The organism is Phenylobacterium ferrooxidans (genome assembly GCF_042714595.1).
Lineage (GTDB): Bacteria > Pseudomonadota > Alphaproteobacteria > Caulobacterales > Caulobacteraceae > Phenylobacterium > Phenylobacterium ferrooxidans.
Window position 1 is genome coordinate 38,206 of record NZ_JAOTJD010000037.1, and the last position, 12,023, is coordinate 50,228.

Genomic DNA, 12,023 nt, shown 5'->3' on the forward strand with positions numbered 1-12,023 from the left:
AGTACAGGGCCGACCGCGCGGACCTCCGCGCCCTGTTCCTCTGTCTGGACGACCCCATGCGCCGTTCCCTTCTGCTCGCCGCCTGCGCCTTCATGGCGACTGCGATCGCCCTGCCCGAAATCGCCCTGGCCCAGGGCTCGCCGCGCCGCGACCAGCAGCGCCAGGAGCAGGAGGCCGCCAAGAAGAAGAAATCCAAGGAAGAGTGGAACGACGTCCAGGCGCCGCTCCAGGCCCTGCGCAACGCCGGCCCGTGCCCCTTCGTGAAGGTACTCTACGACGCCGGCCGCTACATCGAGTTCAAGGACGACAAGGAAGCCTCGGCCAATGTCGCCTATTCGGGCGAGATCCAGGGCATCTCGGCCGGCTGCGCGTACAAGGACGACCAGCCGATCCAGGTCGAGATGGAAGTGCTGTTCGAACTGGGCAAGGGCCCACAGGCCCAGGGCTCGTCCAAGAACTATCGTTACTGGGTGGCCGTCACCAAGCGCAACGAGGCGATCATCGCCAAGCAGTACTTCGACCTGCCAGTCAGCTTCGACGCCGGCCAGGATCGCGTCTACGCCACCGAAAAGATGGCGCAGATCACCATCCCGCGCGCCAAGGACACCACCAGCGGCGCCAATTTCGAAATCCTCGTCGGCTTCGACGTGACGCCGCAGATGGCGGCCTTCAACCGTGACGGCAAGCGCTTCCGGGTGAACGCGGGCACGGCGGCCGTCGCCGCGGCGGGGACGACCGACCGTCAATGAGCGATCTGAAACGGGGCCTGAGCGAAGCGGTCGCCGCCGCCTTCGCCGCCGCGGGCCTGCCGGCTGAGCTCGGACGCGTTACGCCGTCCGACCGGCCCGACCTCGCGGACTTCCAATGCAATGGCGCCCTGGCCGCGGCCAAGACCGCGCGCCGCGATCCCCGCGAGATCGCCGCCGGGGTCACCGCGACCCTGGCCGCTGATCCGCGCCTGTCCGCCGTCGAGATCGCCGGGCTTGGCTTCATCAACATGCGGGTCTCCGACACCGCGCTTTCCGAGCGCGCCAACGAGATCGCCGCCGATCCGCGCCTGGGCGCGTCTGTGGTCGAGGCCCGTCGGCGCATCCTGGTGGACTATGCCGGCCCCAACGTGGCCAAGCCGATGCATGTGGGCCACCTGCGCTCCTCCATCATCGGCGAGGCCATCAAGCGCATCTACCGGTTCCGTGGCGACCTGGTGGTGGGGGACGCCCACTTCGGCGATTGGGGCTACCAGATGGGCCTCATCATCGGCGCGGTGATGGACGAGGACCCCTTCATCAAGGCCCTTGTGGAGCAGCTCAACGGCCGCAATCAGCCGGTGTCGGCGGAGGAGGAGAAGACCGCCTTCGCCGCCCTGCACGACCGGGTCAGCCTGGAGGATCTCGACCGCCTCTATCCCCTGGCCGCGGCCAAGGGTAAGGCCGATATCGAGTACCGCGAGCGGGCCCGCCGGATGACCGCCGAGCTTCAGGCCAAGGCGTCCGGTTATCACCTGCTCTGGCGACACTTCGCCCGCGTGACCAAGGTCGCTCTGGAGCGGGACTTCCACGCCCTGGGGGTCGATTTCGACCTCTGGAAGGGTGAGAGCGACGTCGACGATCTGATCGCGCCGATGGTCAAGGAACTGGACGCCAAGGGCCTGCTGGTGGACGACCAGGGCGCCCGGATCATCCGCGTGGCGCGCCAGGGCGACAAGCGCGACCTGCCGCCCCTGCTGGTGGTCTCGTCGGAGGGCTCGGCCATGTACGGCACCACCGATCTGGCCACCGTGCTGGACCGGGAGAGGAGCTTCGATCCCGACCAGGTGCTCTATGTCGTGGACCAGCGTCAGGCCGACCATTTCGAGGTGGTGTTCCGCGCCGCATACCTGGCCGGCTATGCGCCGGAGGGCAGCCTGGAGCACATCGGCTTCGGCACCATGAACGGGACCGACGGCAAGCCCTTCAAGACCCGCGAGGGCGGGGTGCTGAAGCTCAACGACCTGATCGAAATGACCCGCACCAAGGCGCGCGAGCGCCTGCGGGAGGCCGACCTCGGCGCGGAGCTCGACCCCGACGCCTTCGACGACACCGCCCACAAGGTGGCCGTCGCGGCCCTGAAGTTCGCCGACCTGCAGAACTTCCGCGGCACCTCCTACGTCTTCGACCTCGACCGCTTCTCCAGCTTCGAGGGCAAGACCGGCCCCTATCTGCTGTACCAGGCGGTCCGCGTGAAATCCCTGCTGCGCAAGGCGGCCGATCAGGGTGTCGCCACCGGCCCGATCACCGTGTCCGATCCGGCCGAGCGGGACCTCGTCCTGCTGCTGGACGCCTTCGACCAGGCGCTCACCGACGCCTATGAGAAGCGCGCGCCGCACTTCGTGGCCGAGCACGCCTTCAAGCTGGCCCAGGCCTTCAGCCGCTTCTACGCCGCCTGTCCGATCCTCATCGCCGAACCGGTGGTCCGATCCTCGCGCCTGGCCCTGGCGGAGACCACCCTGCGCCAGCTGGAGCAGGCCCTGGACCTGCTGGGCATCACCGCGCCGGCCCGGATGTAGTCGCTCCTGGATGCTCCCCTACTGGGGGAGCTGTCAGCGAAAAGGCTCTCTTCGGCGCCTCCTCCACACCAAGTCCCGATGGTCTTGAGCCTCTGCGACTTCCCGCATTGACTCGCGCTCCCCCTTCGAACAGGTTCCGCCTCGACTCTCGCGGGAGAGACCGGGCCCCGAGCCCGGAGCCGAAGGCGCAACCGCCCCGGAAACGCTCAGGCAAACGGACCGCGAAGGCTGATGAACGCTGGAAAGTAGCGGCCCTGACAGGCCGCTCGCCGAAGGAGCAAGGGTGGGGTCTCCCGCCTGAAATCTCTCAGGTCCAAGGACAGCGGGGGCAGGGCGACGGCGGAGCTTTTCCGTCGGCGTCTGCAATCGTCAGCCGGAGTCTAATGCGTGACCGATGAAGCCCTGAAGACCACCCCGCTCGCCGCCGCGCACGTGGCCGCCGGCGCGCGCATGGTGCCTTTCGCGGGCTATTCCATGCCGGTCCAGTACAAGGACCGCGTGCTGAAGGAGCATCTCTGGACCCGGGAGCATGCCGGCCTGTTCGACGTTTCCCACATGGGCCAGGCCCGGCTGCGCGGCGTCTCGCCGCTCTCGGCCTTCGAGGAGATCACCCCCGGCGATTTCATCGGCTTGAAACCCGGCAAGCAGCGCTACTCGGTCCTGCTCAACAAGAAGGGCGGGGTGATCGACGACCTGATGGCCGCCCGGCCCGACGACGACGGCCTGTTCGTAGTGGTCAACGGCGCCTGCAAGGACAACGACTTCAAGGTCATTGACAGCGAACTGGCCGGCCAGGTCACGATCGAACGTCTCGAGAGCCGCGCCCTGCTGGCGATCCAGGGGCCCGAAGCCGCCGCCGTCATCGGCCGCCACCTGCCCGCCGCCCAGCGCATGGTGTTCATGGACTCGCGCGCCATGCCGGGCTTTGGGACCAACATCCTCATTTCGCGCTCGGGCTACACCGGCGAGGACGGCTACGAAATCTCCGTGCCGGGCCATCTGGCCGAGACGATCTGGAACTTGCTGCTGGAGGACGAGCGCGTGCGGCCCATAGGCCTGGGCGCGCGGGATTCCCTGCGCCTGGAGGCCGGCCTGCCGCTCTACGGACATGACGTGGACGAGACCGTCAGCCCCATCGAGGCCGACCTCGCCTTCGCCGTCTCGGTGAAGCGCCGCGAGGCACGAGACTTCCCCGGCGCCGCGCGCATCGCCAAGGAGCTGGCCGACGGCCCGTCGCGCAAGCGTGTCGGCCTGCGGGTGCTGGAAGGCGCTCCGGCCCGCGAGGGCGCGGAAATCGCCGACGGCGCCGGCGCCGTGGTCGGCGTCATCACCTCGGGCGGGTTCTCCCCCAGCCTGGGCTATCCCATCGCCATGGGTTTCGTGCCGCCGGCCCTGGCCGCGCTGGGAACCCAGTTGAAAGTCATCGTCCGGGGCAAGCCGCAGGCCGCCGAGGTCGTGCGCATGCCCTTCGTTCCCCATCGCTACGTCCGCAAGATCTGAGGAGATCACCTGATGCGTTTCACCAAGGATCATGAGTGGGTCGTCCTCGAGGGCGACGTGGCCACCATCGGCATCACGGCCTACGCCGCCGAACAACTGGGCGACGTGGTGTTCGTCGAGACCCCCGACGTGGGCAAGACCGTGAAGGCCGGCGACGGCCTGGCGGTGGTGGAGAGCGTGAAGGCGGCCTCGGACGTCTACGCCCCCATCTCGGGCGAGGTGGTCGAGGCCAATACCGAGCTGGGCGACGCGCCCGAGACCGTCAACGCCACGCCGGAGTCCGGCGGCTGGTTCGCCAAGCTGAAGATCGCCGACAAGGGCCAGTATGACGCCCTGATGGACCGCGACGCCTACGAAACCTATCTCGGGACCCTGTAAGCACCCATGCGTTACCTGCCCCTGACCCCGGCCGACCGGGCCGAGATGCTCGGCGTCATCGGCGCGGCCACCATTGACGACCTCTTCGTCGATGTCCCCGACGCCGCCCGCAAGGCCGACCTCTTCGATCTGCCGCTGCATGCCGGCGAGATGGAGGTGGAGCGCGCTCTTTCGGCCCTGGCGGCCAGGAATCGTCCGGCCGGGGCGGGGCCGTTCTTCTGCGGGGCAGGGGCCTACAAGCACCATGTGCCGGCGACGGTGGACCACATCATCCAGCGGTCTGAGTTCCTCACCAGCTACACGCCCTACCAGCCGGAAATCGCCCAGGGCACTCTGCAGGTGCTGTTCGAGTTCCAGACCCAGGTGGCGGCCCTGACCGGGCTCGAGGTGGCCAACGCGTCGATGTACGACGGCTCCACCGCCTGCGCCGAGGCCGTGATGATGGCCCAGCGGGTCACCCGCCGGAAGAAGGCGGTGCTGTCGGGCGGCCTGCACCCGCACTATGCGGCGGTCACCCAGACCATCGCCCATGCCGAGGGCATGGACATCACCCGCCAGGCCGTGGCCATCGACGCCGAGGCCGACGTGCTCTCGGCCATCGACGCCGAGACCGCCTGTGTGGTGGTCCAGACCCCCAACGTGTTCGGCGTCGTCACCGACGTGAGCAAGATCGCCGAAGCCGCCCACGCCGCCGGAGCCCTGCTGATCGTGGTGACCACCGAGGCGGTTTCCTACGGCCTGCTGAAGTCGCCCGGCGAGATGGGCGCGGACATCGCCGTGGGGGAGGGCCAGTCCATCGGGGTCGGCCTGAACTATGGCGGCCCCTATATTGGGCTCTTCGCGGCGCGTGAGAAGTTCGTGCGCCAGATGCCGGGCCGGCTCTGCGGCGAGACCGTGGACGCCGAAGGCGCCCGCGGCTTCGTCCTGACGCTGTCGACCCGCGAGCAGCATATCCGCCGCGAGAAGGCGACCTCCAACATCTGCACCAACTCGGGCCTCTGCGCCCTGGCCTTCACCATCCACATGACCCTGCTGGGGGAGCGCGGCCTGCGCGAGCTTGCGGCCCTGAACCACAGCCGGGCCCGTGAACTGCGCGAGGCGCTGGCCGCCGTGCCGGGGGTCGAGATCCTGTCGCCGCGGTTCTTCAACGAGTTCGCCATCCGGGTCCCCGGCAAGGCCACCGATGTCGTGGAGGCCCTGCTGGCCGACGGCGTGGTGGCCGGCGTGCCCTTCAGCCGCCTCGACCCCAAGGCCGGGATGGACGACGTGCTGCTGGTGGCCGCCACCGAAACCACGACGCGGGATGATATCGCCGCCTTCGCCAAGGCTCTGAAGGGGAGGACCGCCTGATGGCCATGTCCAATATCGGTCGCCCGACCCAGCCCCAGGCCGCCGGGGCATCTTCCGCCCACACCTCGCTCACCGGCGCCCGCGGGCTGCTGCAGGACGAGGCCCTGATCTTCGAGATGGACGGCTGGGACAAGACCGGCGTCGATTTCGAGCTGCCCAACGAAGACGCCTCGGACCTGGGCGACCTGGTCCGCACCGCGCCTATCGGCCTGCCGGGACTGTCGGAGCCCGAGGCCATGCGCCACTTCGTGCGCCTGTCCCAGAAGAACCACGCCATCGACCTGGCCCTCTATCCGCTGGGCTCATGCACGATGAAGCACAATCCGCGGCTCAACGAGAAGATGGCTCGCCTGGCCGGCTTCGGCGACCTGCACCCGATGGCGCCCCAGTCGACGACCCAGGGCGCCCTGGAGCTGATGGACCGCCTGGCCCACTGGCTGAAGACCCTGACCGGCATGCCGGCCGTCGCCCTGTCGCCCAAGGCCGGCGCCCACGGCGAGCTGTGCGGCCTGCTGGCCATCAAGGCCGCTCACGAGGCCAAGGGCCAGGGTCATCGCCGCACCGTCCTGGTGCCCACCTCCGCCCATGGCACCAACCCGGCCACCGCGGCCTTTGTCGGTTATGACGTCACCGAGATCGCCCAGACCGCCGACGGCCGGGTCGACCTGGCCGACCTGGAGGCCAAGCTGTCGCCGGAGGTGGCGGCGATCATGGTCACCAATCCCAACACCTGCGGCCTGTTCGAGCGCGACATCATCGAGATCGCCCGCCTGACCCACGCGGCCGGGGCCTATTTCTATTGCGACGGCGCCAACTTCAACGCCATCGTCGGTCGGGTTCGCCCGGGCGACCTGGGCGTCGACGCCATGCACATAAACCTGCACAAGACCTTCTCCACGCCCCACGGCGGCGGCGGCCCCGGTGCGGGTCCGGTGGTGCTGTCAGAGGCCCTGGCGCCCTATGCGCCGACCCCCTGGGTGGTGAGCGCGGGCGGGGGCTTCAAGCTGGTGGAGGAGGCGGAGGATGAGGCCGCCGACACCTTCGGCCGCATGGTGGCCTTCCATGGCCAGATGGGCATGTTCGTGCGGGCCTATGCCTACATGCTCAGCCACGGGACCGATGGCCTGCGCCAGGTCGCCGAGGACGCGGTGCTCAACGCCAACTACATCAAGGCCAAGCTCTCGCCGGTGATGACGCCCGCCTTCCCGGATGGGCCCTGCATGCACGAGGCCCTGTTCGACGACAGCTGGCTTGAAGGGACCGGGGTCACCACGCTCGACTTCGCCAAGGCGATGATCGACGAGGGCTTCCACCCCATGACCATGTACTTCCCCCTGGTGGTGCATGGCGCGATGCTGATCGAGCCGACGGAGACAGAGTCCAAACAGGAGCTGGACCGATTCTGCCACGCCCTGACCCTCTTGGCCCAGGCCGCCAAGGCCGGCGACGTCGAGCGGTTCACAGGCGCGCCCTACCTCGCCCCGATGCGACGCCTGGATGAGACCCAGGCGGCTCGCAAGCCCCGGTTGACGTGGCGCCCAGAGCCCACAGCTGTGTCTCCGGCGCCAATGGCGGCTGAATAGCAGCGGTCTGGACAAAATTTAACCCGCCCGAGCCTTTACGATTCGCTCGCAGGTTCTCATACCTGTTGAGCGCGGTGGCCGAACGACCTCCCCAGATCGAGCGGGCCGCGCATTCCAGGTTGAATATCTAGCCCTACGCCATCTCTGGTGCGCGCCGCTTCGCGCGCCGGTGACGGATCGGCCAAACCTGGCTCGCCGGGGTTTGGGCTCAGGGGAAAGTGTGGCTCCGGCGCCGCGCGATCCCTGAAATGAGCATAAACCTTAAAATTTAACGCGGACGTCGCCTTTACGCCTCTCTTGTGCGTTCGCATATGCGCTTAACGACGACCGCCTGTCCTCCCCCGAACAGGCGCGCGTCAGAACCCCTGGTTTGAACCAAAGTGTCCTACGCCATGCCCAGCATGCGCGCCCTGCGCGCCTCCGACGAATTGGCCCGCGAGCTGGTGGCTCGGCTGGTGCGCGTCGGCTTGGCTTCGCTCGGGGTGCTCATCGTGCTGGCGGGAATCGCGGTGGCGCCCCTGCCGGGCCCCGGCGGCCTCCCGGTGATCGTGGTCGGATTGATGCTGCTGCTGCGCAATTCGTTCAAGGCGCGCCGCACCTTCGTCCGCTTCCAGCATGCTCACCCGAAGATGGTCTTCCCCATCCGCCGGCTGCTGCGTCGCGAACCGGAGATCCTGCTGGTGTCCTGGCAGCAGGTCCTGCGCATCGAGCGTCTTATTGTGCCGCGCAAGCTGCGCTTCGCGATCAAGACCCGCCGGCGCTTCCGCCGCCGCTAGGCTCGGAACGAAAAACCCCTCCGCGAAGGAGGGGTTCTCTAGCTCAGAGGCGTCGAACCGGTCCTCCGCGGAGGACCGGTTCAAGCCTATTGCATCTTGGTGGCCAGCTGGCCCAGCGCCCCGTCGATCATGGGATCGGTGCGCATGGCGGCGAGCCGGTTGGTGAGCACCACCTCGGCGGCGGCCACAGCCAGGTCGGCGGCGGCGGCGCGAACCTCGGCGGCGGCCTGGGCCTCGGCGTTGGCGATCCGGCGTTCGGCCATCAGCTGGCGTCGCGCCAGGCTTTCGTCCAGCTTGGCCTTGGCGTCGGCGGCGTAGAGCGCGGCCTGTTCCTCGGCCGCTGCCAGCATTTCCTTGGCCTGGGCCTCGGCGCGGATCCGCTCGGCCTTGAGTTCGGCCAGCAGGCGCTGGGCTTCCTCACGGATGCGGGCGGCCTCGTCGAGGTCGGACTGGATCTTGGCGCTCTGGGCGTCAAGGTTGGCGTTGATCAGCTTCGGCGCCTTGGCCCCGAAGATCACGATGCCGAGGAAGATCAGCAGGCCGACGCCGACCCACATCTCCGCTTCGGCGGGGTTCAGGAAAGCGGGCATCAGACGGCTCCTTGGGCGGCCAGGGCCGCATTGACCTCGGCCGTCGACAGCTTCTGACCGGTCAGCTTCTCGACGATGGCCTGGGCCGTGTCGGCGGCGATGCCACGGACATTGGTCATGGCTTGGTCGCGAAGCCCGCGGATGCGGGTCTCGGCTGCGTCCATCTGGGCCTGGAGACGGTCGTCCTCCGCTTTCTGGCTGGTCGCCAGGTCGGAAGCCGCCTTGGTCTTGGCGTCGGAGGCGAGCCGGCGAGAGCGGCTGTGGGCTTCGGCGATCTCGGCCTGGGCCGCGGCGGCTTGCGCCTCGGCTTCGGCCTGCACGCTGCGGGCCTCGGTGACGGCGGCCGCGATGGTGGCCGCCCGGTCGTCCTTGATCTTGCGGAGCCGCGGCACGAAGACCTTGGCCAGCAGGGTGTAGAGGACGGCGAAGATCAGGAAGAGCCAGACGATCTGGCCGCCCCAGTACTCGAACTTGAACTGAGGCAGGCCACCGCTGTCGGCGCCGTGGGCGGCGACTTCCGTCGTGCCGGCCGGGCCATGGCCCGGCGCAGCGTCAGCGGCGGTGTGACCGTCGCGGAGGTCCGCGGTCGGCGGTGATGTGGTCTCGGCGGCCATAAGGCTTGAACGTCCCTAAAACGCAGGCTGAGGACGCCGGGAAGGCGTCCCCATCACCCTGCGGATCTTGGCTTAGGAGAACAGGATGAGCAGGCCGAGCACGAAGGCCAGGATGCCCAGGGCTTCGGTCAGGGCGGCGCCCAGGATCAGGTTGGTGAACTGGCTGCCGGCGGCCGACGGGTTGCGCGTGGCGCCCGCCAGGAAGTGGCCGAAGATGGTGCCAACGCCGATGCCCGCGCCGATCATGCCGAGGGTCGCGAGGCCCGCGCCGATGTACTTAGCCGATTCCGCGTCCATAGTTTTCAGTCCCGTTTGTAGGTTGAGAGAGGGTGTTGGTGAGTTCGGCGATCAGTGGTGATGGCCGAGGTTGACCACGTCGTTGAGATAGACGCAGGCCAGAACTGCGAAGACGAAGGCCTGGAGGAAGGCCACCAGGAACTCCAGCGCCGTCAGCGCCACGACGCCGCCCAGCGAGAGGGCCGCGCCGGGGATGCCCAGCAGGCCCAGACCGCCCCCGGCCGCCATGGCGCCCAGGGAGACGACGAAGCCCGCGAAGACCTTCAGGGCCACGTGGCCGCCCAGCATGTTGCCGAACAGACGCAGGGCCAGGGTCACCGGGCGCAGGACGAAGGAGATGATCTCGATCGGGGTGACCAGGATCAGCATGTACCAGGGGATGCCGGCCGGAACGAACAGCTTGTACATGTTCGCGCCGTTGCGCAGCACGCCGTAGCCGATCACCAGCAGCATGGTCATGACCGCCAGGGAGGCGGTGACCGCCAGCTGGGAGGTGGCCGTGAACACCAGGAACAGCCCGAGCACGTTCATCGCCAGGATGAACAGGAACAGGGTGAACACGAAGGGGAAGAACTTACGGCCCTCGGGGCCGATGATGCCGGCGACAAGGTCGTCGATATAGCCGAACACCCCTTCGCCGATCACCTGCATGCGGCCAGGCACGATGGCGGCCTTGGCGGTGGCGACGGCGAAGAACACCACGACGAGAGTCGCGGCGATCAGCATCGAGACCGTGGAATTGGTGATCGACAGGTCGATCGCCCCAATACCCGGAACGGAAATAGCGGGGAGATCCACGACCTTGTGGATCTCGAACTGGTGCATCGGGTCGGCCATGCCGCCTCGAACTCCTTTAATCTTCCTCGTCGTCGGAATCCGGGAGGTCCTTTGGGGGCCCCCATTCTTCCGCCGCTTCGGCAGCCATCCGCTGAGCCGAATTTACGGCCATCCAAATCGAAATACCGAAGCCCGAGAGGACGCCGACAATCATCCCCCAAGGCGCTGTCTTTAGAACAGCGTCCGCCCCGGCGCCAAAACCCAGTCCGACAAACACGCCGCCGATCAGCACGCCCATGAGGCGATAGCCGTATCCGGCGGCTTGCGAACCGTAATCGCGCGGGGTCTGGACCGTCCGCGCCTCTAGCGCGGCGGCCCTTTCGTCGAGGCGCTTGATTTCCTCGTCGCGCGAATTTTCCGGCTGCGGCATGCGTTATGGCCTAAGTGACGACGACAACGCCCGCCGCGGCCGGGGCTTCAAGTCGCGCGGAACCTATAGAGCCGGGCCGAATGCGTCAAGGCAGGGAAATGCCTACATAAACTGCTGATTTCGCTGATGATTCCTTGACGTGTCGGCGACTCTGCATACCGCCCCGTTCAAACCCGGACTACTGGGCCGCCATCGCCTCGGCCTGACGCAGGTCCACCGAGACCAGTTGGCTTACGCCGCGCTCGGCCATGGTGACGCCGAAAAGCCGGTCCATCCGGGCCATGGTCACCGGATTGTGGGTGATGGCGATGAAGCGGGTCTGGGTCCGACGGCGCATCTCGTCCAGCAGGTTGCAGAAGCGGTCGACATTTGCGTCGTCCAGCGGCGCGTCCACCTCATCCAGCACGCAGATGGGCGCCGGGTTGGCCAGGAACACCGCGAAGATCAGGGCCGCCGCCGTCAGGGCCTGCTCGCCGCCGCTCATCAGGCTCATGGTGGCCATGCGCTTGCCGGGCGGGCAGGCGTAGATTTCCAGCCCCGCTTCGAGGGGATCGTCGCTTTCGACGAGCCGCAGCTCGGCGACCCCGCCCTCGAACAGGCTCTCGAACAGGGTCTTGAAGTGCTCGTTGATCACCTCGAAGGCGGCCACCAGGCGCTCGCGGCCCTCGCCGTTCAGTTCGTCGATCCCCTGGCGCAGCTTGGCGATGGCGCCGGTCAGGTCCAGGCGCTCGGCCTGCATGGTCTCCAGCCGGGTGGCGTGCTCGGCGGCCTCTTCCTCGGCCCGCAGGTTCACCGGGCCGATGGCGTCGCGCTGGCGCTCCAGATTGTGGAGGTGGGCCTCCATGCCGCCGGCGTCGCCGGGGATGGCGATGGCCGCGTCGGCGAGACTTCGAGCCAGGTCTTCCGGTTCAACACGCGCGGTCTCGCGGATCTGGGTGGTGATCTCGGCCAGGCGTTCGGCGGCGGCCTCGAGCTTCGCCGACAGGCTGGCGCGCAGCTCACGCGCCTGGCTGGCGGCGGCGTCGCCGGCGCGGACCGCACGGTCGGCCTCGGCGCGCGCGCCCTCGGCCTGGGCCAGGGCGTCACTGCTCTTGGCGCGGCGGGGCTTGGCGGCCTCCAGCTCGTCCAGCAAGATCGGTAGAGCGCCGCGCAGGGAAAGAGTGTGCTCCAATGAGCAGGACTT

12 protein-coding genes, 1 pseudogene and 1 riboswitch are annotated in these 12,023 nt (G+C 68.1%); of the genes and pseudogenes, 7 read left to right on the plus strand and 6 right to left on the minus strand.

Annotation, left to right across the window (positions count from 1 at the left end; translation table 11 throughout):
• Nucleotides 1-56: 56 nt before the first annotated feature.
• From OCL97_RS17160 to OCL97_RS17190, 7 genes are all read left to right on the plus strand, one after another.
• Nucleotides 57-749, plus strand: coding sequence for a Tat pathway signal sequence domain protein (locus OCL97_RS17160; RefSeq protein ID WP_377371061.1), 693 nt, complete (start codon nucleotides 57-59; stop codon nucleotides 747-749).
• Complete coding sequence (locus OCL97_RS17165) at nucleotides 746-2,545, plus strand: arginine--tRNA ligase (protein ID WP_377371062.1); 1,800 nt, start codon at nucleotides 746-748, stop codon at nucleotides 2,543-2,545. Before OCL97_RS17160 ends, OCL97_RS17165 begins: the two co-directional genes overlap by 4 nt.
• A 141-nt stretch (nucleotides 2,546-2,686) precedes the next feature.
• Nucleotides 2,687-2,777, plus strand: a riboswitch (glycine riboswitch).
• Between the two features lie 155 nt (nucleotides 2,778-2,932).
• Nucleotides 2,933-4,045, plus strand: coding sequence for a glycine cleavage system aminomethyltransferase GcvT (gene gcvT, locus OCL97_RS17170; protein WP_377371063.1), 1,113 nt, complete (start codon nucleotides 2,933-2,935; stop codon nucleotides 4,043-4,045).
• Between the two features lie 12 nt (nucleotides 4,046-4,057).
• Nucleotides 4,058-4,423 carry a glycine cleavage system protein GcvH gene (gene gcvH / locus OCL97_RS17175; protein ID WP_304777429.1) on the plus strand — a complete coding sequence of 122 codons (366 nt, stop codon included), beginning with the start codon at nucleotides 4,058-4,060 and terminating at the stop codon, nucleotides 4,421-4,423.
• Between the two features lie 6 nt (nucleotides 4,424-4,429).
• Nucleotides 4,430-5,773 carry an aminomethyl-transferring glycine dehydrogenase subunit GcvPA gene (gene gcvPA, locus OCL97_RS17180; RefSeq protein ID WP_377371064.1) on the plus strand — a complete coding sequence of 448 codons (1,344 nt, stop codon included), beginning with the start codon at nucleotides 4,430-4,432 and terminating at the stop codon, nucleotides 5,771-5,773.
• Nucleotides 5,773-7,356, plus strand: coding sequence for an aminomethyl-transferring glycine dehydrogenase subunit GcvPB (gcvPB, locus tag OCL97_RS17185; RefSeq protein ID WP_377371065.1), 1,584 nt, complete (start codon nucleotides 5,773-5,775; stop codon nucleotides 7,354-7,356). Before gcvPA ends, gcvPB begins: the two co-directional genes overlap by 1 nt.
• Nucleotides 7,357-7,748: 392 nt before the next feature.
• A complete protein-coding gene (locus tag OCL97_RS17190; protein ID WP_377371069.1) occupies nucleotides 7,749-8,132 on the plus strand; it encodes a PGPGW domain-containing protein in 384 nt (127 codons plus the stop codon).
• Nucleotides 8,133-8,218: 86 nt separating this feature from the next.
• On the opposite strand, the gene OCL97_RS17195 is transcribed toward OCL97_RS17190, so the two are convergent.
• From OCL97_RS17195 to OCL97_RS17220, 6 genes and pseudogenes are all read right to left on the minus strand, one after another.
• The gene (locus tag OCL97_RS17195) at nucleotides 8,219-8,722 is read right to left on the minus strand and encodes a F0F1 ATP synthase subunit B (protein WP_304777426.1); all 504 of its coding nucleotides are present in this window, start codon (nucleotides 8,720-8,722) and stop codon (nucleotides 8,219-8,221) included.
• Nucleotides 8,722-9,336, minus strand: coding sequence for a F0F1 ATP synthase subunit B family protein (locus OCL97_RS17200; protein ID WP_377371066.1), 615 nt, complete (start codon nucleotides 9,334-9,336; stop codon nucleotides 8,722-8,724). Before OCL97_RS17200 ends, OCL97_RS17195 begins: the two co-directional genes overlap by 1 nt.
• Nucleotides 9,337-9,408: 72 nt before the next feature.
• On the minus strand, nucleotides 9,409-9,633 hold the full coding sequence (locus OCL97_RS17205) for a F0F1 ATP synthase subunit C (RefSeq protein ID WP_293493770.1): 225 nt from the start codon (nucleotides 9,631-9,633) through the stop codon (nucleotides 9,409-9,411).
• A gap of 51 nt (nucleotides 9,634-9,684) precedes the next feature.
• Nucleotides 9,685-10,470, minus strand: a complete 786-nt coding sequence (locus tag OCL97_RS17210; RefSeq protein ID WP_304777424.1) for a F0F1 ATP synthase subunit A — start codon at nucleotides 10,468-10,470, stop codon at nucleotides 9,685-9,687.
• Nucleotides 10,471-10,486: 16 nt separating this feature from the next.
• Nucleotides 10,487-10,840 carry a F0F1 ATP synthase assembly protein I gene (locus tag OCL97_RS17215; protein ID WP_305337956.1) on the minus strand — a complete coding sequence of 118 codons (354 nt, stop codon included), beginning with the start codon at nucleotides 10,838-10,840 and terminating at the stop codon, nucleotides 10,487-10,489.
• A gap of 178 nt (nucleotides 10,841-11,018) precedes the next feature.
• A pseudogene (locus OCL97_RS17220) lies at nucleotides 11,019-12,023 on the minus strand (chromosome segregation protein SMC); the annotation flags it as partial.

Bases quoted from the DNA above. Each gene is read 5' to 3' on its own strand.
- OCL97_RS17160 (WP_377371061.1), top strand. From the start codon at position 57: ATGCGCCGTTCCCTTCTGCTCGCCGCCTGCGCCTTCATGGCGACTGCG.
- OCL97_RS17190 (WP_377371069.1), top strand. From the start codon at position 7,749: ATGCCCAGCATGCGCGCCCTGCGCGCCTCCGACGAATTGGCCCGCGAG.
- gcvPB (WP_377371065.1), top strand. From the start codon at position 5,773: ATGGCCATGTCCAATATCGGTCGCCCGACCCAGCCCCAGGCCGCCGGG.
- OCL97_RS17215 (WP_305337956.1), bottom strand. From the start codon at position 10,840: ATGCCGCAGCCGGAAAATTCGCGCGACGAGGAAATCAAGCGCCTCGAC.
- OCL97_RS17205 (WP_293493770.1), bottom strand. From the start codon at position 9,633: ATGGACGCGGAATCGGCTAAGTACATCGGCGCGGGCCTCGCGACCCTC.
- OCL97_RS17195 (WP_304777426.1), bottom strand. From the start codon at position 8,722: ATGCCCGCTTTCCTGAACCCCGCCGAAGCGGAGATGTGGGTCGGCGTC.
- OCL97_RS17210 (WP_304777424.1), bottom strand. From the start codon at position 10,470: ATGGCCGACCCGATGCACCAGTTCGAGATCCACAAGGTCGTGGATCTC.
- OCL97_RS17165 (WP_377371062.1), top strand. From the start codon at position 746: ATGAGCGATCTGAAACGGGGCCTGAGCGAAGCGGTCGCCGCCGCCTTC.
- gcvH (WP_304777429.1), top strand. From the start codon at position 4,058: ATGCGTTTCACCAAGGATCATGAGTGGGTCGTCCTCGAGGGCGACGTG.
- gcvPA (WP_377371064.1), top strand. From the start codon at position 4,430: ATGCGTTACCTGCCCCTGACCCCGGCCGACCGGGCCGAGATGCTCGGC.
- OCL97_RS17200 (WP_377371066.1), bottom strand. From the start codon at position 9,336: ATGGCCGCCGAGACCACATCACCGCCGACCGCGGACCTCCGCGACGGT.